The organism is Pseudomonas mosselii, from assembly GCF_005796105.1.
Lineage (GTDB): Bacteria > Pseudomonadota > Gammaproteobacteria > Pseudomonadales > Pseudomonadaceae > Aquipseudomonas > Aquipseudomonas mosselii_C.
The window spans coordinates 829,341-852,607 of the sequence record NZ_VAUO01000002.1; the positions used below are offsets into that span (position 1 = coordinate 829,341).

24 protein-coding genes are annotated in these 23,267 nt (G+C 63.0%); 12 read left to right on the forward strand and 12 right to left on the reverse strand.

Going from position 1 to position 23,267, the window contains the following annotated elements:
- Nucleotides 1-12: 12 nt before the first annotated feature.
- Both FEM01_RS08745 and FEM01_RS08750 read left to right on the forward strand, forming a co-directional pair.
- The gene (locus tag FEM01_RS08745) at nt 13-1,173 is read left to right on the forward strand and encodes a hypothetical protein (RefSeq protein WP_138219026.1); all 1,161 of its coding nucleotides are present in this window, start codon (nt 13-15) and stop codon (nt 1,171-1,173) included.
- Between the two features lie 395 nt (nt 1,174-1,568).
- The gene (locus FEM01_RS08750) at nt 1,569-1,823 is read left to right on the forward strand and encodes a hypothetical protein (RefSeq protein WP_138219027.1); all 255 of its coding nucleotides are present in this window, start codon (nt 1,569-1,571) and stop codon (nt 1,821-1,823) included.
- A 30-nt stretch (nt 1,824-1,853) separates the two neighbouring features.
- Here the strand turns inward: FEM01_RS08750 and rimI are convergent, their stop codons facing one another.
- Nucleotides 1,854-2,309, reverse strand: a complete 456-nt coding sequence (rimI, locus tag FEM01_RS08755) for a ribosomal protein S18-alanine N-acetyltransferase (protein ID WP_138219028.1) — start codon at nt 2,307-2,309, stop codon at nt 1,854-1,856.
- Nucleotides 2,302-3,087, reverse strand: a complete 786-nt coding sequence (locus tag FEM01_RS08760; protein WP_138219029.1) for an energy transducer TonB — start codon at nt 3,085-3,087, stop codon at nt 2,302-2,304. The genes rimI and FEM01_RS08760 overlap by 8 nt, the downstream gene beginning before the upstream one ends.
- A gap of 285 nt (nt 3,088-3,372) precedes the next feature.
- Here FEM01_RS08760 and mksB point away from each other — a divergent pair, with 285 nt between their 5' ends.
- The 3 genes from mksB to mksF are packed head-to-tail and all read left to right on the forward strand — an operon-like array spanning nt 3,373 to nt 8,184.
- On the forward strand, nt 3,373-4,659 hold the full coding sequence (mksB, locus tag FEM01_RS08765; protein WP_138219030.1) for an Mks condensin complex protein MksB: 1,287 nt from the start codon (nt 3,373-3,375) through the stop codon (nt 4,657-4,659).
- The gene (gene mksE, locus FEM01_RS08770; RefSeq protein WP_138219031.1) at nt 4,649-5,356 is read left to right on the forward strand and encodes an Mks condensin complex protein MksE; all 708 of its coding nucleotides are present in this window, start codon (nt 4,649-4,651) and stop codon (nt 5,354-5,356) included. Before mksB ends, mksE begins: the two co-directional genes overlap by 11 nt.
- Nucleotides 5,353-8,184: an Mks condensin complex protein MksF gene (gene mksF, locus FEM01_RS08775; protein ID WP_138219032.1), complete on the forward strand. Its 2,832-nt coding sequence runs from the start codon at nt 5,353-5,355 to the stop codon at nt 8,182-8,184. Before mksE ends, mksF begins: the two co-directional genes overlap by 4 nt.
- 143 nt (nt 8,185-8,327) lie before the next feature.
- On the opposite strand, the gene FEM01_RS08780 is transcribed toward mksF, so the two are convergent.
- The 5 genes from FEM01_RS08780 to rplU all read right to left on the reverse strand — a co-directional run bounded on the left by FEM01_RS08780 (nt 8,328) and on the right by rplU (nt 12,013).
- Complete coding sequence (locus FEM01_RS08780; protein ID WP_138219119.1) at nt 8,328-8,771, reverse strand: CreA family protein; 444 nt, start codon at nt 8,769-8,771, stop codon at nt 8,328-8,330.
- A 23-nt stretch (nt 8,772-8,794) separates the two neighbouring features.
- Complete coding sequence (gene proB / locus FEM01_RS08785) at nt 8,795-9,913, reverse strand: glutamate 5-kinase (RefSeq protein ID WP_138219033.1); 1,119 nt, start codon at nt 9,911-9,913, stop codon at nt 8,795-8,797.
- Nucleotides 9,914-9,991: 78 nt separating this feature from the next.
- Nucleotides 9,992-11,215 carry an Obg family GTPase CgtA gene (gene cgtA, locus FEM01_RS08790; RefSeq protein WP_138219034.1) on the reverse strand — a complete coding sequence of 408 codons (1,224 nt, stop codon included), beginning with the start codon at nt 11,213-11,215 and terminating at the stop codon, nt 9,992-9,994.
- 188 nt (nt 11,216-11,403) lie between these two features.
- On the reverse strand, nt 11,404-11,661 hold the full coding sequence (gene rpmA / locus FEM01_RS08795; protein WP_003247464.1) for a 50S ribosomal protein L27: 258 nt from the start codon (nt 11,659-11,661) through the stop codon (nt 11,404-11,406).
- 37 nt (nt 11,662-11,698) lie between these two features.
- Nucleotides 11,699-12,013: a 50S ribosomal protein L21 gene (rplU, locus tag FEM01_RS08800; RefSeq protein ID WP_003247466.1), complete on the reverse strand. Its 315-nt coding sequence runs from the start codon at nt 12,011-12,013 to the stop codon at nt 11,699-11,701.
- A 244-nt stretch (nt 12,014-12,257) separates the two neighbouring features.
- On the opposite strand from rplU, the gene FEM01_RS08805 reads away from it, so the two are divergent.
- The 3 genes from FEM01_RS08805 to FEM01_RS08815 all read left to right on the forward strand — a co-directional run bounded on the left by FEM01_RS08805 (nt 12,258) and on the right by FEM01_RS08815 (nt 14,156).
- Nucleotides 12,258-13,226, forward strand: a complete 969-nt coding sequence (locus tag FEM01_RS08805; protein ID WP_138219035.1) for a polyprenyl synthetase family protein — start codon at nt 12,258-12,260, stop codon at nt 13,224-13,226.
- Nucleotides 13,227-13,422: 196 nt separating this feature from the next.
- The gene (locus tag FEM01_RS08810) at nt 13,423-13,764 is read left to right on the forward strand and encodes a zinc ribbon domain-containing protein YjdM (RefSeq protein WP_138219036.1); all 342 of its coding nucleotides are present in this window, start codon (nt 13,423-13,425) and stop codon (nt 13,762-13,764) included.
- A 146-nt stretch (nt 13,765-13,910) separates the two neighbouring features.
- Nucleotides 13,911-14,156 (forward strand): PA4570 family protein, encoded by a 246-nt coding sequence (locus tag FEM01_RS08815; RefSeq protein ID WP_138219037.1) that lies wholly within the window; start codon nt 13,911-13,913, stop codon nt 14,154-14,156.
- A 138-nt stretch (nt 14,157-14,294) separates the two neighbouring features.
- Here the strand turns inward: FEM01_RS08815 and FEM01_RS08820 are convergent, their stop codons facing one another.
- The 5 genes from FEM01_RS08820 to FEM01_RS08840 form a co-directional block, all read right to left on the reverse strand.
- Complete coding sequence (locus FEM01_RS08820; RefSeq protein WP_138219038.1) at nt 14,295-14,912, reverse strand: FKBP-type peptidyl-prolyl cis-trans isomerase; 618 nt, start codon at nt 14,910-14,912, stop codon at nt 14,295-14,297.
- An 85-nt stretch (nt 14,913-14,997) separates the two neighbouring features.
- On the reverse strand, nt 14,998-15,303 hold the full coding sequence (locus FEM01_RS08825) for a DUF6482 family protein (protein ID WP_138219039.1): 306 nt from the start codon (nt 15,301-15,303) through the stop codon (nt 14,998-15,000).
- A 158-nt stretch (nt 15,304-15,461) separates the two neighbouring features.
- Nucleotides 15,462-15,950, reverse strand: a complete 489-nt coding sequence (locus tag FEM01_RS08830) for a TIGR00645 family protein (RefSeq protein WP_138219040.1) — start codon at nt 15,948-15,950, stop codon at nt 15,462-15,464.
- Between the two features lie 301 nt (nt 15,951-16,251).
- A complete protein-coding gene (locus FEM01_RS08835) occupies nt 16,252-16,590 on the reverse strand; it encodes a hypothetical protein (RefSeq protein WP_138219041.1) in 339 nt (112 codons plus the stop codon).
- A 161-nt stretch (nt 16,591-16,751) separates the two neighbouring features.
- A complete protein-coding gene (locus FEM01_RS08840; RefSeq protein WP_138219042.1) occupies nt 16,752-19,190 on the reverse strand; it encodes a Lon protease family protein in 2,439 nt (812 codons plus the stop codon).
- Between the two features lie 243 nt (nt 19,191-19,433).
- On the opposite strand from FEM01_RS08840, the gene FEM01_RS08850 reads away from it, so the two are divergent.
- From FEM01_RS08850 to FEM01_RS08865, 4 genes are all read left to right on the forward strand, one after another.
- Nucleotides 19,434-19,922, forward strand: a complete 489-nt coding sequence (locus FEM01_RS08850) for a DUF3015 domain-containing protein (protein ID WP_138219044.1) — start codon at nt 19,434-19,436, stop codon at nt 19,920-19,922.
- A 79-nt stretch (nt 19,923-20,001) separates the two neighbouring features.
- Nucleotides 20,002-21,855 carry a DUF4105 domain-containing protein gene (locus tag FEM01_RS08855; RefSeq protein ID WP_138219045.1) on the forward strand — a complete coding sequence of 618 codons (1,854 nt, stop codon included), beginning with the start codon at nt 20,002-20,004 and terminating at the stop codon, nt 21,853-21,855.
- Nucleotides 21,856-21,992: 137 nt separating this feature from the next.
- On the forward strand, nt 21,993-22,349 hold the full coding sequence (locus tag FEM01_RS08860; protein ID WP_138219046.1) for a hypothetical protein: 357 nt from the start codon (nt 21,993-21,995) through the stop codon (nt 22,347-22,349).
- A 134-nt stretch (nt 22,350-22,483) separates the two neighbouring features.
- Nucleotides 22,484-22,981, forward strand: coding sequence for a GreA/GreB family elongation factor (locus tag FEM01_RS08865; protein ID WP_138219047.1), 498 nt, complete (start codon nt 22,484-22,486; stop codon nt 22,979-22,981).
- Nucleotides 22,982-23,267: the final 286 nt, after the last annotated feature.

The following is a 23,267-nucleotide window of genomic DNA, read 5'->3' on the forward strand; positions in this document are numbered from 1 at the left end:
AAGGAGTTAAGCATGCACAAGATTGCAGCAACCGGCCTGGCCGCCCTCGCCTTCAGCAGCCTGGCCTGCGCCGATGCGCAGATCGACCTCGGTGACGCGCAGCGCGTCACTCGCCTGTTCGCCTTCCCCAACAACTGCCACGTGATCTGCTACCGGGCCTGGACGCTGGAGCAGACCGTCGAACACTACCTGACCCAGAGCGTGCAGCGCGACGGCTACAGCACCGCCCAGGTCAAGGTCGAGCGTGAACACGACACCCTGCGGGCGCGCATCAGCGGCGTGCCCGACGGGTACACCGAGCCGCTGCGCAAGCTGCTCGACACTGGCGAGCTGGCCTACCAAGGCGCCAGCAAGCTGAACCAGGACGGCAAGTGGTCCTACGACTGGTACCTGTTCCTGCCCCTGGGGATGGCCTTGGAACAACGCCGCAGCATCGAGCTGCTGCACTTCCCACCGGACTATTCGCTGACCCGCTATCAGGACTACCTCAAGTCCAATACCACCGATCGCTGGGCCGAGCTACTGACCTTCAACGGCGTTGAGGCGGCCAGCACCCCGGCCTACCAGACCATCATCGACATCGCCCCCATCGCCGCCCCTGCCAGTGCAGGCAGCACCCTGGAAGGCACCTACGACTACTTCCGCGACTATCAACTGCGCATGGTCAAGGAGATGGCCCTCACCCACAACGGTAGGACCGCGCTGCCGATGGTCGCCTTCGGCGCGCCGGTGCGTGCGTGGATCGCACAACAATATGGGCCGAAGCTGGACGTGCTCGGCCTGGTATCGATCAGCCCTGAAACAGGCGCCGCCCAGGTGCCGGTACTCGGCGCCAACCACCCGAGCGCCATCTGGTACGCCGCCGACCCGGCAAACAACGGCGGCGATCAGGACAAGGCCGATGCTGCCGGCCTGAAGATGATGGGCCAGGACTTGTCGGCCGCCTGCTGGCAAGCCGGCATGGGCCGCAACCCGCAGGCCGACGCCAAGCTGACCCTGCAGGCCTGCACCGGCAAATGGCAGGTGACCCAGAAGAAACAGACCTGCGAGCTGTTCTACCGCAGCATACGCAAGATGACGCCCGATCAGGCAGCGGCCAAGTGCAATACCGGCGTGGTGACGCGCAGCTTGAGGGACTTGCGCAAACCGGTGGAGATCGAGCCGAGCATCTGAGCATCCCGCTTCCTTGATGCCTGACTCCAACCTCTGTGGGGGCGGCCTTGTGGCCCATCGCGACACAACGCTGCGCCCACAGAAACGCAGGCGTGCCCATGGGCATTGCCGAACCTGAAACCAAATGCTTCATGACTGCCGGCCTTGGGAATTACCCTACGCGCGCCAAAGAAGCTTCTCCGTTGTCGCTAAAGGTTCTCAGGGCTAACTTCCTCGGGTCGTCACCAAATGCCCTACGAAACAGAAGCACCGCTCTCAATGGCTACCGTGCGCGGGAGGCTCATGCCTGCCGGAGTTGTCTGTTCGCCGGTCTCTCACCCCGCGTTGCGGTTGCCACCCCTTGTCCCGTGAGAGGGACCACGCCAGCGGCCTTTCCCCTGAACAGGAGAAGCATCATGAGCAAGCCCGCCCCCGATCCGCACCCTGGCAAACCCAACCGTGATTTTTTCACCATCAACGACGATATGCCCGGCGCAGATGCGCTGGCCCACGCCATTCAGTTGATGCGTGGGGTCGAGGACACCATCGACGAATACTGTTGCGCCATGGCCGGCGAGCCCGGCCTGGGGATGCTGGTCAACGCCGCGCACAACGCCCAGATGAGCCGGGCACTGGCCGAACATGCGCTCAAGCGTAGCCGGGCAGATTGAACCGACTGCAAGCGGTTCACGCGACCGCAATCAGTCTTCGAGCAATGTACAGGCCATCACCAGCGCGTCTTCACGACCACCCGCCAGCGGGTAATAGTCGCGACGTCGGCCGATCTCGTTGAAACCGTAGCGTTCGTAGAGGCGATACGCCGACTGGTTGCTGGCCCGCACCTCCAGGAAGCACTCACGCCCATTGAGCTGGTAGGCCCGCGCCATCAGGTGCTCGAGCAGGCGCAGGCCCAGACCGCGGCCCTGACTCTGCGGCTTGACGGTGATGTTGAGCAGGTGCGCTTCATCGATGATCACGTTGATTACACCGTGGCCGACCTGCTGCTGGCCTTCGAACATCAGCCACACTTCGTAGGACTTCAGGGCATCGGTGAAGATGCCCCGGGTCCAAGGATGGCTGAAGGCTGCATATTCGATTTTAAGCAGGGCATCCAGATCCGCTTCGGTGGCCGGGCGGAAACTGATCGAGTCACTCATCTACACGCTTCCAGCGCGCCATCAGCTGGCGCATGGCTTTCCAGACGTGGGCCTTGCGCTGCGGCTCGTCCATCAACAGTTCAAGACCCGGCAGCGCCCAGGCGTCACCCAGCAGGTCGACCTTGAGTTCTTGGTAATAGGCATCCGCATCGGCCTGGCCGGCAAAACGCACGGCCGGCAGGCCAACCAGCCACAGACAGGTGCAGGGGGCGTCTTCCAGGCGCGCGGCAATGAAGCCTTGCACGAAGTCCCGCGCTGCCTCCGGCCCCTGGTCCAGGTTGCCGCGCACCAGCAACGGCCAACGCACCGGCTCGCCGACCAACTGCGGCGCATCCGGCAGGCCGGCGGCGCGCAGCAGGTCCTTGAGCAGCAGGTACGAAGGGTCGCGGCTCTGGAACGGCTGGCCGGTGGCAAGCTCCACCAGTATCAGGCAACTGCCGGCACGCAGCAGTTGCAGGGCGAAACGCGGCGGCGGCACACGCACCGGACGCGGCGCAGGAGCTTGCTGCTCGGTTTGCACCGGCTTGACCGCAGGTTTCGCCACGCCAGGGCGAGGCACCTCGATTTTCGGCCGCTCCAGCGTACGCGCCTGGGGCGCTTCAGCAGGCGTCGCAGCCGGAGCCTGCGGGCGCACCTCGAAATCCACATCCTCGACCGGCGCCACCGGCAGCAGCAGCTCCGGGCGCGAAGGTGCAGCGAATGGCAGTTCGGCACGCGGCAGCCAGTGCACCACTTGCATGGCAGACAGGTAGGCGCGGCGACGGGATTCGATCAGCAAGGGGTGGATATCCGGGTGGGCGAAATCAGGCGGGCATTCTAACGCCGTTGGCGGCATAGCGCCGCAATGGGGCGACGGAAATTTATCGGCAACTTCGGCCTCTTCGCGGCAAGCCGGCTGCCACAGGTACCGTACCAGCCGGACGGACGGCGCCACGCCCGCGAAGAGGCCAGTGAATCCCCCACACAAACCAGGGTAATCCCCCATTACAGACCAAGGGGTGAAATCCTCCCCCTCGGATGCAGTACAATCGCGCCTTTTATTTGGCAACGAGTCGACCCGCCAATGATCGAACCCAAGCGCGTGCTGCGCGCCCTAGCCGAACACTGGGCCTTGATCGAGCCGCTGTGCGAGCGCTTCGACCAGGGCACCCTGAGCCTGATCGAGCTACGCCAGCAACTGGCCCGACAGCAGGTAGAAAGCACCCCGCAGGACATTACCCAGCTGCTCGACATCTGGATTCGCCTGGACATCCTGGTCCCGGTGGCCAAGAGCCCGAACCGCTTCGAACTCAACGCGCAAATCCACGATTTCCTCGCCTATCTGCGCCGCGAGCACCGCCTGGGCTTGTGCCTGGAGATCGAAGCCTACCTGCGCCACCTGGAGCGCCTGGCCGGGCATATTCAGGATGCCTTCGACAACCGCGACAGCGACGATTTGGCGCGCCAACTGCGCCTGCTCGACATGCGCGTACGCGATGTACTGAAGAAGCTCGACAACGACGAGCAAGCGCTGATTGCCGTGGCCGAACGGGCCAAGACCAGTAACCGGCAGATCCCGCTGCGCCAGCGTTACGCCGAAGTCCTGGCGACCTGGGACGAATACGTCGAGCCGATGATCCAGCTGGTCAACGCTGACGGCGCCTTCGAGCAGGGCGTGCGCAAGGTCGAGACCGTGCTGCTGCGCCTGCTGGGCGAACAGGCACGACTGGGGCACCTGGTCGACGACGACATGCTGCTGCGTACCCACGCGCGTATCCTCGAGATGCAGACCAGCGCCCAGCTCACTCTGCGCCATGCCCGCGAGTTACTGCTGCCGTTGCGCGAAGAGGCGCGTCGGCACAATGCCGTGACCCGTGGCGCGGCGCTGGCCCTGTCGGTGATCCGCAAGAAGGGCATCGATGCCGTGCCGCAGGCGGCCATGCCGATGTTCACCCGCCCGCAGAGCACCTTCCTCGGCAGCGCCAGCCAGGTCGAGGCCTACGTCTACGCCCTGGCCCGCTTCGAGCCCAAGCCTGCGCGCTTCCCCAAGGCGCACAAGACGCAGAAAGGCCCTTTGCCGCGTGCGCCGCGCACGGTCAAGGAAATGCTCGAACGCTGCGAAGATGCCTTGCCGCTGCCGGACCTGATGGTCTGGCTGCTTGAGCAAGAGCCCGAAGGCGCCACCGACGAATTGCTGTACTGGTTCTCGCGCCTGTCGCGCGAGAAGCGCTTCAGCCGCGAACGCCTCGATCGCCAGCAATACCTCACCCGCGAACATATGGTCAGCCTGCGTTCCTTCGCCCTGACGTCCAGCCGCGAGCCAAAACCTGCTGCCACCGAATCCACCGCGAGCCCAGCCAATGCATCTTGATCTTTCCGAACTGTCCCAGCTCGCGCCGATCTTCCGCGAGCTGTTCAAGGGTTTCCACGTCAGCCGCCGCGACCCGGAGCTGTACGCCCAGCTGTCGAACTTCCAGGACCAGTACCGCACCCTGTTCAAGGCGCTCGGTTTCGAGCTGGTCTGCGATACCCGTGGTTTCTACTACTTCGTCCCCGAGCAGGCTGCCGCGCAGGTCAACAAGACCGCCCAGCGCCTGTCGCTGTTCACCTTCATCCTGGTCGAGCACCTCGCCGACCAGGGCCGCGACCCAATGGCCGTGCTCGACGGCGGCAGTATCGGCCGCGACGAGCTGCCTTCGCTGCTAGAGAAGTACCGCGACCTGTTCCTGCAAGCCGAAGTGCAGAGCGTCGAGGAACTCGAAGAGAAGATCCTGCGCCGCATGACCCAGTTGGGCTTCGCCCATGAAGAAGGCGGTATCTACCGCTTCCTGCCGCCGATGCACCGCTTCCTCGACGTATGCCTATCGGTGCAGCAGGACCGCGACCTGGCTGCCACGCTGCACAGCGACCTGCCGCTGCCAGTCCCGGTGCTGGTGGTCGAAGAGACCCCCGAAGAACTCAACCGCACCGACGATCCGCTGGACCTGTCGCCGTTCGACGGCGAAGAGAGCGAAGAAGACGCCCTGGCCCGGGCGATCCGCGAAGAGCAACAGGAGATTGACGCATGAGCCAGGAACGCTACGGCATTCGCCGCTTCGCACTGCTCAACACCGCCGGCTACAGCCTGGGCCTGTTCCCCCTGGAACACCCGCTGTCGGTCTATGGTGCCAACAACCTGGGTAAATCGGCGTCGATCAACGCGCTGCAATTCCCGATCCTGGCGCGCATGTCGGACATGAGCTTCGGCAAGTACAGCCTGGAACAGTCGCGCCGCTTCTACTTCGCCAGCGACACCAGCTACATCCTCTGCGAACTGAACCTGCCCCACGGCCCGCACGTGATTGGCGTGGTCGGGCGTGGCCCGGGCGGCGGCTTCGGCCACCAGTTCTTTGCCTACCAGGGCGAACTGGACCTGGCCCACTACCAGAAAAACGACACCTGCCTGCGCCAGAAAGAGCTGTTCACCAACCTTGAGCAGCATGGGCTCAAAGCCTATGAACTCAAGCCGGACGAACTGCGCCGGCTGCTGGTCGGCGGGCACACCTCGGTGCCACTGGACCTCACCCTGATTCCGCTGCGCTCGACCAGCGAACAGAGCCTGAAGACCTTCCGCGCGCTGTTCATCAACCTGCTGCACATGCGCGAGATCACCGCCGCCAAGCTCAAGCAGTTGTTCCTCGATGCCTTCGAGCACAGCCTGCGTTCGGGCAGCGTCGACTACATCGCCGCCTGCGAGGAAGCGTTCCGCGACGTGCGCCGCATGGAGGGCGACTACAACGCTCTGGTTGCCGCAGGCCCGTTGGTCGAGGCCCTGGCTGGCGGCGTGGCCCAACGTGACATCCTGCGCGGCAAACTGCACCGCATCTCGCCGGTGCTCGACAACCTGCTGGGCACCTGGCAGGAATACGGCATGGCACGCAAGGAAGAGCTGACCATCCAGGCCGAACACTACCGCAGCGAGCAGGATCGCCTGCAGAACGATCAGCGCGGCGGCACCCAGGAATTGATGCGCCTGGAGCGCGAGATCACCGGCGTGCAGCGCTGGCTGGGCGAGCTGGCGGTGCTCAAGCACCGTTTCGCCCTGGTCGAGGACGTCAAGGTCCTGGAGCAGCAACTGCTGGCGGCCAAGGACGCGCATGACGAGCTGGCCGGCGCCCTGGCGCAATCGCGCCAGTTCTCCGCCGAAGACCTCGACGAGCGCGTGCGCGACCTCGAAAAACGCGTCAAGGCGGTCAAGCAGCAGCTCGACCACGCCGACAACAACAGCTACGCACGTCTGCGCGAGGAGTTCTCGCAGCAGGACGTCGATCGCCTCATGCGCCTGTTCAACGGTGCGCTGTTCAGCCTGCCGCTGGGCGAACGCGGCATCGAGCTGGACGACAGCGATGTCTGGGTGAAAACCCTCGAAGGCGTGCTCGACCGCTTCAAGGGCGAACGCTTCGAAGTACCGGGGCTGTCCATCGATATCTCCCACATCGACCCGCCTGCCCTACAGGCGCTGGCTGATCGCGCCGCCCTGCGCGACCAGAAAGAGCGCCTGGAAAAAGAACTCAAGCAGCTCAAGACCCAGCAGTCGGTGGCCCTGGACCGCGCCGCCAGCAAGGCCCAGGCCGAGGCCTTGTACCAGCAGGTGCTCGATGCCCAAAAAGCCCTGGAAGACTTCCGCCGCAGCGAAACCCTGAGCGCCGAGGAACCCGAGAAACTCGAGCAACTGGCCCAGTTCGAAGCCGCCCAGGACGAGCTCAAGCGCTCCAGCGACGCCTTCACCGAGCGCGTCCAGCAACTGTCGGCCAAGCTGCAACTGGTGGGCCGCCAGATCGCCGACCTGGAAGCCAAGCAGCGCACCCTCGACGACGCCCTGCGCCGTCGCCAGTTGCTGCCAGCCGACCTGCCGTTCGGCACGCCGTTCATGGAGGCCATCGACGACTCGATGGACAACCTGCTGCCGCTGCTCAACGACTACCAGGACAGCTGGCAAGCGTTGCAACGCGTGGATAACCAGATCGAGGCGCTGTACGCCCAGGTACGCCTCAAAGGCGTGGCCAAGTTCGACAGCGAAGACGATATGGAACGCCGCCTGCAACTGCTGATCAACGCCTATTCGCACCGCACCGAAGAGGCGCTGACGCTGGCCAAGGCGCGGCGCGCGGCGGTCACCGACATCGCCAGGACCCTGCGCAACATCCGCAGCGACTACGACAGCCTCGAACACCAATTGGCGCTGTTCAACCGCGAGATCAACAAACGCCAGGTTTCCAACCTGGAGAGCTTCCGCGTAGTGCTGGCGCCGAACAAGGAAGCGCTCAAGCACATCGACCAGATCATCCACAGCGCCGGCCAGTACGAGGAAGGCGAAACCCTGTCGGTGTTCGACCTCACGCAAAGCGCCGAGCAGGACAACAAGAACGAAGAGGCCAAGGAATACCTGGCGCGACTGGTGGCAGCCAACCACAACCAGTTGGGCCTGAAGGACCTGTTCGAACTAGCCTTCGAGATCACCAAGATCAACAGCCAGCCGGTGATCCACGCCGACATCGACGGCGCCGCCTCCAACGGCACCACCATGACCATCAAGGCGCTGACCAACATGTACTTGTTGCTGCACTTGATGGACCGCGACCTGGCCGGACGCATCCGCCTGCCCTACTACCTCGACGAGGCCGCAGACATCGACGAGCGCAACCAGGCCGCGCTGCTGGAGACCAGCCAGCAACTGGGCTTCGTGCCGATCCTGGCGAGCGTCAAGCCGCAGGTGTCAGCACGTGTGGCGATCGACCTGGAAGGTGGCAGCGGACCGAATGGCATCTACATCGACGAGGCGGACTGGAAATACATCAGCCGTCGCGACGAGGTGAAGGCCATCGTGCGCGAGGATGAGGCCGAGGAACTGGCCTGAGGAAGCCGGGGCCGCCTTGCGGCCCCATTCGCGGGCAAGCCCGCACCCACAGGGCCCGCGTCACATTCATGGACTGCGCGCTACCTGTAGGAGCGGGCTTGCCCGCGAACGAGGGCCAAGCCCTCGCAACTACTAACTAAAAATTACTGCGCCCAAGGCACGATTGGAATCGCCGTCACCGCGTTCTGCGGGCTGCCTTCGATCAGGCGGTCGCTGTACACCAGGTACACCAGCGTATTGCGCTTCTTGTCTAGGAAGCGCACTACCTGCATGGTCTTGAACACCAGCGAGGTGCGCTCCTTGAACACTTCCTCGCCGTCCTTGAGTTCCCCCTTGAACTGAATCGGCCCGACCTGACGGCAGGCGATCGAAGCCTCGGCGCGGTCCTCGGCCAACCCCAGCCCACCCTTGATGCCGCCAGTCTTGGCCCGCGACAGGTAACAGGTCACACCGTCGACCTTGGGATCATCGAAGGCCTCGACCACGATGCGGTCGTTGGGGCCGACGAACTTGAACACGGTCGACACCTGGCCAATCTCCTCGGCACCGGCCAGCATTGGCAGCGCCAGGGCTGCCACGGCAATCATCCTTTTCAGCACGCGAACCTCCTTCAGACCAACACCAGGTTGTCGCGGTGCACCAGTTCCGGCTCCGCGCTGTAGCCCAGCAGGCTTTCAATGGCATCGGACGGCTGACCGATGATTTTCTGCGCTTCCAGCGCGCTGTAGTTGGCCAGGCCGCGTGCCACTTCGACACCGTCAGGACCAACGCACACGACCATTTCGCCACGGCGGAAACTGCCCTGCACGGTCTTCACACCCACCGGCAACAGGCTCTTGTTGGCCTGACGCAGCGCCTGCACGGCACCGGCGTCCAGTACCAGGGTGCCACGGGTTTGCAGGTGGCCCGCCAGCCATTGCTTGCGCGCGGCGAGCATGCCGCGCTCGGGCGACAGCAGGGTGCCCAGGCGCTCACCGCCCTTCAGGCGGTCCAGCACGCGCTCGATACGGCCACCGATGATGATGGTGTGGGCGCCGGAGCGGGCAGCCAGGCGTGCAGCGCGCAGCTTGGTCTGCATGCCGCCACGTCCCAGGGCTCCACCGGTGCCGCCCGCCACGGCATCCAGCGCCGGGTCATCGGCACGGGCTTCGTAGATCAGCTGGGCTTCGGGGTTGTTGCGCGGATCGGCGTCGAACATGCCGTCGCGGTCAGTGAGGATGACCAGTAGGTCGGCTTCCACCAGGTTGGCCACCAGTGCAGCAAGGGTGTCGTTGTCACCAAAGCGAATCTCGTCGGTGACCACGGTGTCGTTCTCGTTGATCACCGGCACCACGCCCAGGTCGACCAGGGTGCGCAGGGTGCTGCGGGCATTGAGGTAACGCTTGCGGTCGGAGAGGTCGTCGTGGGTCAGCAGGATCTGCGCGGTGTGCTTGCCGTGCTCGCCGAAGCTCGACTCCCAGGCTTGCACAAGGCGCATCTGGCCGATCGAGGCCGCCGCCTGCAACTCGTTCATCGCACTCGGTCGCGAGGTCCAGCCCAGCTGGCTCATGCCGGCCGCCACGGCCCCGGAGGACACCAGAACCAGTTCCACGCCCGCTTCACGCAGGGCCACCATCTGCTCGACCCACACCGCCATGGCACCACGGTCAAGACCCTTGCCGTCGGCGGTCAGCAGCGCGCTGCCGATCTTCACGACCCAGCGCTTGGCGCCAGTCACCTTGCTTCGCATCTTCTCTTCCAACCTGTGTCGAATCTGTAGATACCAAAACGCCGCTCATTCGAGCGGCGTTCAGTGTACTGCAACCGGTCAGTCGCGCACGTAAATGATTTCCGGGCCGTCTTCGTCGTCCTCGAAATCGTCCCAGTCATCGTCATCGCCGATGTCGTGCACGCTCTTGACGCCGGTACGGCGCAAGGTGCGGGCATCGTCCAGGGCCTGCAACTGGGCGCGGGCTTCGTCTTCGATGCGCTGGTCGAGTTCAGCCAGCTCCTCGGCATAGGCCGGGTCGTTGGCCAGGCGGTCGGCGCGGTCTTCGAGGTAGCGCATCAGGTCGTGGCTGAGCTTCTCGGTACCCTGCTTGGCGATAGCCGAGATGACGTACACCGGACCATCCCAGTTCAGACGCTCGACCACTTCCTTGACGCGCTCATCGCGCTCGTCGTCCATGATCATGTCGGCCTTGTTCAGCACCAACCAGCGCTCACGGTCGACCAGTGCCGGGCTGAACTGCGCCAGCTCGTTGATGATCACTTCGGCGGCATCGGCCGGGCTGCTGCCGTCCAGCGGCGCCAGATCGACCAGATGCAGCAGCACGCGGGTGCGGGCAAGGTGCTTGAGGAAGCGGATACCCAGGCCGGCGCCTTCGGAGGCGCCTTCGATCAGACCGGGAATGTCGGCGATCACGAAGCTCTTCCAGCGGTCGACGCTGACCACGCCCAGGTTGGGCACCAGGGTCGTGAACGGGTAGTCGGCGACCTTCGGCTTGGCCGCCGAGACTGCACGAATGAACGTGCTCTTGCCCGCGTTCGGCAGACCGAGCAAGCCCACGTCAGCCAAGACCTTCATTTCCATCTTCAGGTCACGCTGATCGCCTGGCTTGCCGGGGGTGGTCTGGCGCGGCGCCCGGTTGGTGCTGGACTTGAAACGGGTATTACCCAAGCCGTGCCAGCCACCCTGGGCGACCATCAGCTTCTGACCGGGGGTGACCAGGTCGCCAATGACTTCCTGGGTCGAAGCGTCGATCACGGTGGTGCCGACCGGCACGCGCAGGAACAGGTCGTCGCCCTTCTTGCCGGTGCAATCGGTGCTGCCGCCGTTCTGGCCGCGCTGGGCTTCGTGGTGACGGGTGTAGCGATAGTCGACGAGGGTGTTGAGGTTCTCGTCGGCCACCATGTACACCGAACCACCGTCGCCACCGTCACCACCATTGGGGCCGCCGTTCTCGATGAATTTCTCGCGGCGGAAGCTCATGCAACCGTTGCCGCCGTCACCGGCCTTAACCCGGATCGATACTTCGTCTACAAACTTCATTCAAAACCGCCTCTCGTCGGATGACGAGTCGAAAAACAGAAAACCTGAGGCTCTTGCGAAGATGAGCGCGGCGGCCCCGTACGAACCAGAAACCAACGCCGGCAGCCCAAACAATACAGCTTTGCAAGAGGCTCACCACAAACGAAAAAGCCCCGTCGCATGACGGGGCTTCTGGAGCGACGTCGCGATTAAGCGGCGACGATGCTCACGTAGCGGCGCATGAACTCGCCTTTCTTCTCGAACTTGATCACGCCTTCGATCTTGGCGAACAAGGTGTGATCCTTGCCCATGCCAACGCCGTAGCCAGCGTGGAATTCGGTGCCGCGCTGACGGACGATGATGTTGCCCGGCTTGATAACCTGGCCACCATACATCTTCACGCCAAGGCGTTTCGATTCTGAGTCGCGACCGTTACGAGTACTACCACCAGCCTTCTTGTGAGCCATGGTTCAATTCTCCAATAAATTCAGGGGATCGGGGCGATTAAGCCTGGATACCGGTGATTTTGATTTCGGTGAACCACTGGCGGTGGCCCATGCGCTTCATGTGGTGCTTACGACGACGGAACTTGATGATGCGAACCTTGTCGTGGCGGCCTTGCGAAACGACTTCGGCCACAACTTTAGCGCCAGCAACAACTGGAGCACCGATGGTGACTTCTTCACCGTTGGCGACCAGCAGAACGCGATCGAAGGTCACGGATTCGCCAGTGGCGACTTCCAGCTTTTCGATCTTGAGGAATTCACCTTCAGCGACTTTGTACTGCTTGCCGCCGGTAACGATTACTGCGTAGGACATTTTGAATCTCCGATAATCCTGCTCACCCAGCGCTTTATATGATGAGTATTGGCTGGCATGGCTGCACAAGGCTGGAACGGCCTGGTGCAATTGCGTAAGGCAGGTGCTGCCCAGGAATGTAGGGTGCGCGATTGTACGCAACCGCAGAAAGCCTTGCAAGTACCGGCCTGGGCCCACGGGCAGCGCGCCTTGACACACCGATACCCGCGACCTAGCATGCCGCGCAACCTCACTGGAGCAGCCGATGCAACCCCAATCCTTCTACCGCGCGGTAGCTGACGATTTCAGCGCCGTCGACGAGATCATCAAGAAACAGCTGACCTCGCGCGTGCCGCTGGTATCGAAGATCGGCGACTATATCACTTCCGCTGGCGGCAAGCGCCTGCGTCCGCTGCTGGTGCTGCTGTGCGGCAAGGCTCTAGGCCGTGAAGGCGACGACCTGCGCCTGCTGGCTGCCACCATCGAGTTCCTGCACACCGCCACGCTGCTGCACGATGATGTCGTGGACATGTCCGGCATGCGCCGCGGCCGCTCCACCGCCAACGCCCTGTGGGGCAACGCACCCAGCGTGCTGGTAGGCGACTTCCTCTATTCGCGATCGTTCGAAATGATGGTCGAGCTGGGCTCGATGCCGGTCATGCAGATCCTTTCCAAGGCCACCCGGGTGATCGCCGAAGGCGAAGTGCTACAGCTGTCGCGTGTCCGCGACGCCAGCACCACCGAAGAGGTGTACATGGAGGTCATTCGCGGCAAGACCGCCATGCTTTTCGAAGCCTCCACCCACAGCGCCGCAGCGCTGGCCGAGGCCACCGATGAACAGCGCGAAGCGCTGCGCACTTTCGGTGACCACCTGGGCGTGGCCTTCCAACTGGTCGATGACCTGCTGGACTACAAGGGTGACTCAGAGACGCTGGGCAAGAACGTCGGCGACGACCTGGCCGAGGGCAAACCCACCCTGCCGCTGATCTACACCATGCGCGAAGGTACGCCGGAGCAAGCAGCACTGGTACGCCAGGCGATCCAGAAAGGTGGCCTTGAGGACCTCGAACAAATCCGCATCGCCGTGGAAGCTTCCGGCGCCCTGGCCTACACCGCGCAAATGGCCCGCGACTACGTTGCCCGTGCCATTGCCTGCCTGGAAGTGCTGCCCGCCAGCGAGTACCGCGATGCACTGGTCGAGTTGAGCGAGTTTGCCGTAGCGCGTACCCACTAAAGCATTGCGCCACCCTCTTCGCGGTGGTCCGACACTCCGGCAAGCCCGCCCCCACAGGCCATGCACTGTTCCTGGGGGAGCGGGCTTGCCGGAGTGTCGGACCACCGCGAATGCTTTGGCGCAGGGAAAATTCATTTCCCAAGCAAAACCTTATACAATGTGCGCCTTTACCCGCCCCATCTGTTAAGGATCGAACGTGAGCACTTTGCCGCCCTGCCCCCAATGCAACTCCGAATACACCTACGAGGACGGCACCCAGCTGATCTGCCCCGAGTGCGCCCACGAGTGGTCGGCCAGCGGTGAAGCCGAAGCCGCCAACGATGACGTGGTGAAGAAAGACTCGGTGGGTAACGTGCTGCAGGACGGCGACACCGTTACCGTCATCAAGGACCTCAAGGTCAAGGGCTCGTCGCTGGTGGTCAAGGTCGGCACCAAGGTCAAGAACATCCGCCTGTGCGATGGCGACCACGACATCGACTGCAAGATCGACGGCATTGGCGCGATGAAGCTCAAGTCCGAGTTCGTGCGCAAGGTCTGACCCTCTTCGGGGCCGTCTTCAGGGCGGCCCTGACAGATCCTGCAACAGGATCACTGGCACCATTGGGAAGAAATCTTCCAATAGTCTCTTGCTATTTTGATAATAAGAATTATTCTCATTGGAAATGCTTTCCAAGGAGAACAGCCATGACCTACCTGATCGACGCCTGGCTCGACCGCCCTCACCCTTACCTGCGCATCCTGCACCGCGAAACTGGCGAAGTCTGCGCCGTGCTCGAACAAGATGCACTCGACGAACTGCGCGACCAGGGCGACCTGGACCTGATGGGTTTGAATTCCAGCGAGCCGGGCGTGCTCAAGGAGCTGGTGAGGAATCTGTTTCTGTTCTGCTATGCACGGGCATTGCGCCCTGGGGGAACAGATTGGAACTGAGGCCAGCAGGGCCGGCCTCTTCGCGGTGGTTCGGCAAGCCCGCTCCCACAGGATCTGCGCAACCACTGGGGATTGCGCAGGTCTGTAGCAGCGGGCCTGCCGGAGTGCCGGACCACCGCAACGCGCCTTGAGCGGCGATTACAGAACGTCGAGCAGCTCGACGTCGAACACCAGGGTGCTGTGCGGCGGGATGCTGCCGACGCCTTGGGCGCCGTAGGCCAGCTCGCTCGGCACGTACAGGCGCCATTTGCTGCCCGCGTTCATCAGTTGCAGGGCTTCGGTCCAGCCAGCGATCACGCCGCCGACCGGGAATTCGGCAGGCTGGCCACGATCGTAGGAGCTGTCGAACACGGTGCCGTCGATCAGGGTGCCGTGGTAGTGGGTACGCACGTTGTCTTCGCGGGTCGGCTTGGCGCCTTCACCTGCGTTCAGCACTTCGTACTGCAGGCCCGAGGCCAGGGTAACGATGCCTTCACGCTTGGCGTTCTCGGCCAGGAATTCCTTGCCGGCAGCAGCAGCGGCTTCGGCCTTGGCAGCGGCTTCGGCCTGCATGATTTCGCGGATGACCTTGAAGCTGGCCGACAGGTCGGCTTCGCTGACGCGGCTGTCGGCGCCGTTGAAGGCGTCGGTCAGGCCGGCGAGGATAGCGTCCAGGCTGACGCCCGGTGGCGGGTTGTCACGCAGCTGACCACCCAGCTGGCGGCCGATGCCGTAGCTGACGCGGGTTTCGTCGGTGGACAGGTTGAGTTCGGACATGAGCTTGCTCCGCTTGAGGGCGCACGACATCTACGCCCTGATGAAAAGGGCGAGCAGCCTAGCACACCGGCACGGCGCGAAGCAGCTACCAGGCCGAACGCTGGGAAATCGGCACCTTGAGGTCTTCCGCTGGATGAGCCCCCATGCCGCACATCTCGTCCTGCACAGACCCGTGCACCAGGTTCATCGACAACAACGGCAGGGTTTGTAGAAGCTTGCGCGCATCCTCCACCGAATGCACACGCAAGCGCTCGCCACGGGGATCGGACAAGGGGTGGGCCCGGCCGTTGACCCGCGCCTCGATCAGGTAGTCACCGCCCTCGATGGCGATCAGATTGAGTTCGTCGACATGGCCAGCCCTGGCCTCGGCATTGAGCTGATGCAGGTTCATGAATGCACCTCGCTGCGGCAATACGCATGAGCGATCATTTTTTGTACAGAACCTGTGAATAGGCAAGGCACCGCTCGTCAGTTGCGCGGCGTTGCCGTTTTCGTGGGTGAACCCGCTCCCATAGGCCATGGGAACCGGTTCACCCGCGAATGGGGGGATCAGTGCTTGGTGACCTTGTCCAAGTAACCCATGACGAACGCCGAGATCACGAAGGTCATGTGGATGATCACGTACCACATCAGGTAGTCGGTGGAGATGTTCTGCGCATCCATGAAAACACGCAGCAAGTGGATCGAAGAGATCGCGACGATCGACGCGGCAACCTTCATCTTCAGCGAAGAAGAGTCCATCTTGCCCAGCCAGCTGAGTTTCTCCTTCTTATCGTCGATATCCAATTGCGAAACGAAGTTCTCATACCCCGAGAACATCACCATCACCAGCAGGCCGCCGACCAGCGACATATCGATCAACGACAGGATCACCAGTACCAGGTCGGCTTCGCTGAGGACGAAGACATTCGGCAGTACATGGATGATTTCCTGGAAGAACTTCAGGGCCAACGCCAGCAGGCCCAACGAGAGGCCGAAGTAGATCGGGGCGAGCAGCCAGCGCGAGGCATACATCGCATTTTCAAGAATACGTTCCATGGACAGTGGGGGACTCAATAGGTGGCGGATAAGCGAGCGCGAGTATAGCCAGCCACCTGTGACAGCAAAAGTCTGCGGCGGGTTGCCGCATGTGTCGTGCTCAAACCTGGGCCGTGTTTCTGAGGCGCGCAGAATGAGGGCTGACAACTACATGTCACTGGAGCGGCCTTGCCGGGGCGCCGGACCGGCCGGAAAGGACTGCGCAACAGCCCCGGCTATTTCAGATTTTGCGCTGATAACCTGTGGCCGCTACGCGCCCCTTTCGCGACACGAGGCCGCTCCTACAGGTCCACCAGCAGGCTCAGGTCTCGGGATGGAACTGATAGTCACCGAGGTTGCGACAGCGCTCGCCGTTGATCTTGCGCAGTTGCGCCTGCAAGTGCAGGCACCAGATCTGTGGGTCTTGTGCGACCTGATAACCGTGCAGGGTGAGGCTGTCGACAATGGCATTCATCACCGACTCGGCCACCATCGGGCCATGGAACGGCCCCTGGGCTTTGATCGCCGAAGGTTGTTCGCCGGCCATGCCGGCGGCGAACAGCAAGGTCCACATACCGTTGTCGCCAGCCAGTGGACGGATGCTGCATTCGATACGCGTCACCAGGCCCAGGCACTGGCGGGTGAGGCTGAGGTTGCGCATGGCGGCGTCCCCTCTGAGATGCCCTGTTCAGCCCGAACCGTTCGGGCTGTTTCCATCCTGAACCTTGATACCGTCCCTTAGTTCCACCTTAGCCGACGGACGAAAAAGTTAGAAAACCGGCGCCGAACGGTAGCAATGTGCCTCGACGCCAGTTTATTGACTTACTCAGCCTTGCCCTGGGCGATTACCTCCTCCAGGCGCTCCTTCTCGGCCTCCTTGATGTCTTCCTCGCTGATCATCTCGGCAATCACCCGCAGCCGTTCGACCACTCGCGCGTTGACACTGCCCTCGGCGAACTCGCCTTTGTCGTCCAACGCGCCAGCCTCCTCGCCTACCAGCAAACTCAGGGCCTCGTCGGCCTGGCTGACGGCGTACACGTGGAAGCGTCCGGCTTCTACCGCCTGCAGCACGCGCTCATCAAGCATCAGCGTGGCGACGTTGGCGCGCGGGATGATCACCCCTTGCTCGCCGGTCAGGCCACGGGCCTCGCAGAGGCGGAAGAAGCCTTCGATCTTCTCGTTCACCCCACCGACTGCCTGTACCTCACCGAACTGGTTGATCGAGCCGGTGATGGCGAAGCACTGCTTGAGCGGCGTACGCGAGAGCGCCGAGATCAGCGTGCAGGCCTCGCCCAGCGAGGCGCTGTCGCCGTCGACATAGCCGTAGGACTGCTCCAGGGCAATGCTCGCCGAAATCGCCAGGGGGAATTCCTGAGCATAACGGCTGCCCAGGTAACCGGTGAGGATCATCACCCCCTTGGAGTGGATCGGCTGGCCCAGGTTGACCTCACGCTCGATATCGACGATGCCGCTGCCACCGGGGTAGACGGTGGCCGAGATGCGTGCAGGCATGCCGAAGGCCGAATCCCCCACTTCAAGCACGGTCAGGCCGTTGCACTTGCCAATCGCCGCGCCCTCGGTGTCGATCAGGATGATCCCGGCAAGCATGTCGTCCAGCACCCGCTGCGACACTCGCCCAGTGCGGGTGGCCTTGGCCTTGAGCGCCCGTTCGATGTGCCCGGCATCGGTCATTTCGTCATTGGCCAGCTGGCGGATGAAATCAGCCTCGCTGACCAACTGGAACAGATCACCGATACGCGCCGACAAGCGCGACTGGTTTTCGGCCAGGCGTGCACTGTAGGTGGCCAGACGCGCCACCGCGTCGCTGGTCAGCGGTGCCATACCCTCCTCGTTGGTGCGGGTGCGCAGCAGTTGGGCGAATTGCTCCAGGTTCTCGTCGACCATGGGCATGTCTTCGTCGAAGTCGACCAGCACCCGGAACATCTCCTGGAAGTCCGAATCGTGATCCTGCAACGCGTAGTACAACTGGCGCGAGCCGATGATCACCAGTTTGACGCTGAGCGGGATCATCTGCGGTGTCAGGCTGACGCTGGCAACACGGCCCAGTTCGCCCAGCGGCGACTCCATCTTCAGCTTGCGCGATTGCAAGGCACGCTTGAGGGCATCCCAGACGAACGGCTCACCGAGCATTTTCTCGGCCTCAAGGATGAGGAAGCCGCCATTGGCGCGGTGCAGCGCCCCAGGGCGCAACTGGCGATAGGAGGTATACAACGCCCCCTGGTCGGTGCTGTATTCGATACGCCCGAACAGGTTGTCGTAGGTGGGATGCGGCTCGAACACCACCGGCGCCCCACCATTGGCAGGATGGCCGACCACAAGGCTTGGCGCGTATTGCTCTTCGAGCATCTTGCGCGCCAGCGCATCGGTCTTGCTGTCTTCCACCAGTTGCTCGACCACCGTGCGCAGCAAGTTGAGCTGCATCGACTGCAAGTAGGCGCACACGGCGGCGTTCTCGGCGTACTTCTCCGACAGCGGTGCCAGCAGTGGCTGCAAGGCCAGGGTGATGGTCTCTTCGTTGAGCTGACGCAACTGGTTGTTGGACTCGCGCTTCCACTGCGGCAGGCTCGACAGCTCTTCGTTCAGCCGCTCTTCCAGCTCGGCGATGTCCTCGTGGAAGCGCTCGCGCACGTCTTCGGGCAACTGGGCGAACTCAGCCTCGTCCAGCGCCTTGCCATCGGCCATGGGCGTGAAGGCGACGTTGCTGCTATCGCGGTACAGCGCCACGTCCTTTTCCAACGAGGCGCGCTCGATCACATCCAGGGCGCGGTCGTAACGCTGGTTGAAGGCGCGGTCGATGGCGCTTTTCTTCTGCTGGTAAGAGGGGTGCTCGAACACCGCCGGGAAGGTGGCCAGCAGGTTGTCGATCAGGCCGTTCATGTCACTGATGAACGCATGCGCCGTACCCGCCGGCAGCTCCAGTGCACGCGGCTCGCGGGAGTCTTCGAAGTTGTTGACGTACAGCCAGTCGGCCGGGGTAGCCTGGCGCTTGCCCTCGGCTTTCAGGTAGCGTTTGACGAAAGAAAAGCGGCCGGTGCCCGGTTCGCCCATGACATACACGTTGTAACCGGGGCGCGGCATGGCCACGCCGAATTGCAGGGCCTCGACGGCACGCTCCTGGCCCAGCACACCACGGAATGGCTCCAGATCGTCGGTATTGGAGAAGGCAAACTGTTCAGCGGAGAAACGCCGGGTCAGGGCTTCGGGCGCGAGACGCAGGCGCGAGGCGACAGGATCGGGCATTGGGTTTCCTTACTTCGGCGGGGCAGATGGACAGCATTCTGGCGCTGCCTGCGCGCAGCTGGCAAGGCTGCGCCGGACTTTATGTCGCAAGCATGGCAATGCAATTTTTCGCAATAAGCAACGCAACCTTTGGATCGCGCCTAAACTCCAAGCTGCGCGGGGGGGTGGAAAGCTTCCCTGTACTGGCAACCTGGTTGCCAGTCCCTGACCCTTGGTACGTCACTTTAGAATGAGAACAATGCTATGAAACGGATTCTTCTGGGTACTCTGTTCGCCGCTGTCTCGATCAACGCCATGGCCGAAGCGCCAGGCGGCCCGAACTGCGGCTGGGGCAACATGCTGTTCGAAGGCCAGCGAGGCACGCCGGCCCACTTCCTGGCTTCCACCACCAACGGCACTTCCGGCAACGCTACCTTTGGCATGACCTCCGGCACCAACGGCTGCTCGACCAAGGCAGCCCTGAGCTATGGCGGCAAGTCCTGGTTCGCCATGAACGGCATGATGAACGAACTCTCCGAAGACATGGCCAAGGGCCAGGGCGAAGCCTTGACCACCTACGCCGTAGTGCTCGGCGTCGCGCCTGAAGACCGCGCGCACTTCGCTGCCGTCACCCACGAGCACTTCCAACAGATCTTCAGCAGCGCCGATGTCACTGCCGAGACGGTCCACAGCAACACCCTGGCCGTACTCAAGAGCGATCCACAACTGGCCAAGTACGCCACCGAGGCTTGAGCCCCGCGCCTCCCGCCCCGATCACGGGGCGGGTTCTGGCGCTTCACCCTCCGGCATCATCAGGATGTAGTTGCCCGACATGCTCAAACGCCTCGCTCCCTTGGCGCTGATCGCCAGCGCACCGCTGCACGCCGCACCACAACTGGACCCGGCTCGCCTGCAACAGCTCGCCGCCACGCCTTATTGGATCGCCCTCGGCCACTACGAGACGGCCAAGCTCGGCGGCTGGCGCAGCTATGTGGACGACCGACGCTTTTTCCTTGCCGAGGATGGCGCGCACCACCCCGACCAGGAACTGCAAGCCACGCTCAAGGCGCTGTATGCGCCGGCAAACCTGGGCGACAAGCATGCCCAATGCGTATTCCCGGCACGTACCCGTTGGTTGCGCGAACAACTGAACCTGACCGACCTGCCGCAACCGGACTGCCAGGAGTTCGCAACCTGGTACAAGGCCATCGACCCGCACAGCGCGGCACTCATCTTCCCGGCGGCCTACCTCAACAGCCCGTCATCGATGTTCGGCCACACCCTACTGCGTATCGACCAGTCCAATACCCAGCGCGACGACACCACCCTGCTCAGCTACGCGATCAACTTCGGCGCCTACATCGAGGGCAGCGACAACAGCATCCTGTATGCCTGGAAAGGCCTGATGGGCGGCTACCCAGGCTTGTTCGCGCTGATGCCCTACCAGGAAAAACTGTCTGAATACCGCAGCCTGGAAAACCGCGACCTGTGGGAATACCAGCTGGACCTCACCCCCGAAGAGACCGGGCGCATGGTCGAGCACGTCTGGGAACTCAAACAGATCCAGTTCGATTATTTCTTCTTCGACGAGAACTGCTCCTACCGCCTGCTGGAACTGCTCCAGGTAGCGCGTCCCGGCCTGGACCTGACCTCGCAATTCGGGCTGACCGCGATCCCGACCGATACGGTCAAGGCGGTGAAACAGTCTGGACTGGTCACCGACGTACGTTACCGCCCCTCCCGCGAACGCGAGCTGCTGGCCCGCGCAGAGCCCTTGGCGCACACCGAAAAACAGCATGTGCTAGCCATCAGTGCCGACACCGCTCACCTGCAAGACCCCGACTTCACTGCCCTGCCCCGCGAGCGCCAAGCGCTGGTGCAGGACGCTGCGTATCGCCTGGAACGCTACCGCGCCAACGGCCAGCAACGCGACCCGGCCCAGGCCGCGCGCAGCTTCGAATTGCTGCGTGCGATCAACCGCAATCCACCACCGCCCTTGCAGGTCGAGCGCCCAGGCCTGCCCGAGGACGGGCACCAGTCACGCACCTGGCAATTGGGTGTCGGGACCCGGGAAGACCGCGCCTTCGCCGAATACGGACTGCGCATGGCCTACCACGACCTCAACGACAACCTGTACGGCTTCCCGCTGGGTGCGCAAATCGAGATCCTGCAACTCAAGTTGCGCCAGTACGAAGGCAATGACTGGCAGGTACAGCGCCTGGACCTGGCCACCATCCGCTCGCTGACACCGCGCAACGAGCTGCTAAAGCCCTGGTCGTGGCAAGTGGCCGGGGGCCTTGAACGGGTGCCGGGCAAGCACGACGACGAAGTGCTGGTCAGCCATGTGAATGGCGGTGCGGGTGGTACCTGGCAACTGGCTGACGATCTGCTTGGTTTTGCCTTGGGCACCGTACGTATCGAGCACCACAATGACTTCGCCGAGTTCGTCTCGCCCGCCGCAGGGTTCAACGGCGGGGTGTTGTGGCGCAACCCGCTGGGCAACCTGACCCTGGAAGCCAAGGGCGACTACTTCACCAATGGCGAAGTACGCCGCAGCGTCAGCCTCAACCAGCAATGGGAAGTCAGCCAGAACCTTGGCCTGCGCCTGAGCGCGTCACGTCAGTTCAGCCACCTCGCCACGGCGCAGAACGAGGTGATGCTGGAGTTGAAGTGGTACCAGTACTGAACCGTGGAACGCGTCGCGGGGCGACCCGCGATGCAGCTTGTCGCGTGTGAACCCAGCGACTCTTTGACACTGTTTTGACACCCCCCCGACAAATCAGCACCTAGACTTTCGAGCATCATTTCAAAGGTCGGGTAGTCATGTGGCGGTACGGGTTGGGCATGTGCGTGGCGTTGTGGCTGACAGGGTGCGAAACCACCCACGAGCAGATGGTCAATCAGGGCTATCCGCCTGCATACGCCGACGGTTTCCAGGATGGCTGCAGCAGTGGCCGGCAAGCGGCCGGGCTGATGGTCGGCGACTTTCGCAAGAACGTTCCGCGCTACCTGCACGAGCGCCAGTACGAAACCGGCTGGGACGATGGGTTCCGTCAGTGCAATGCGATGCAGAGCAACGAAGACACGCGCCAGTATCGCGAGCGTTACTGGGATGAACGAGATCGCGACTGGCAACGCGAAAAAGACCAAGGTGCGGCACGCGCCTTTCGGCGTAACTGAGTCGCAAACGGACATGCCCGCTTCAAGCCGCAAGCAGTAAGCTCTAAGCAAAAGCACAAGCGCTGCCTGATCGACGCCTGCTCTGGGGCAACACCGATCAGCTTGAAGCTTGAAGCTTGCCACTTGGAGCTGAGATGAGCCGAGCATTCGTCAACGAAGACCAGGCCGCTGCACAGGCCAGCCAGCCGGTGGAGCGGCGTGTCAGCGACCAGCCTAATTACCTCACCGCCCAGGGCCTGGCGCAGTTGCAGCAGCGCGTGGCATCGCTCAACGCCCTGCGCAGCGAGCTGCACGCCCAAGGCGAGCGCGCCGACAAACAGCGCATGGCCGACACCGAACGCGACCTGCGTTACTACACGGCCAGGGTGCAGAGTGCCCAGGTGGTGCCCGCCGCCAGTTCTACCGAGAAGGTGCAGATTGGCAGTTGGGTGCGGTTTGTCGATGAGCAGGGGCAGCAGCATGAGGTGCAACTGGTGGGTGAGGATCAGGCCGATGCCGCGCAGGGCCTGATCAACTGGGGCTCGCCGCTGGGACGGGCGTTGCTGGGGGCCGCGCCTGGGGATGAAGTATTGTGGCGCAGGCCGGCAGGCGATCAGATGATCGAGGTTGTGGAGATCTTGGTTGAGGGCTGAGGGCCATGGGGCTGCTTTGCAGCCTTTCGCGGCACAAGGCCGCTCTCATAGAACTACACATAACTTGTTGATTTAGAAGGAATCTGTGGGAGCGGGCTTGCCCGCGAACACCGGCAAAGCCGGTGCCATACACCGAGTCGCCTGCTTCGCGGGCAAGTCGGGGCGCCGAACCGCCGCTCCCACAGGGTACGCGGAGCGCTTGCGAAATCAGTTCTCTGCGCGACAGCGCAGCCCAAAGGGCTGGGTGATCTCCTACAGGGGCCTGCGATCATTCAGCTATCGCGTT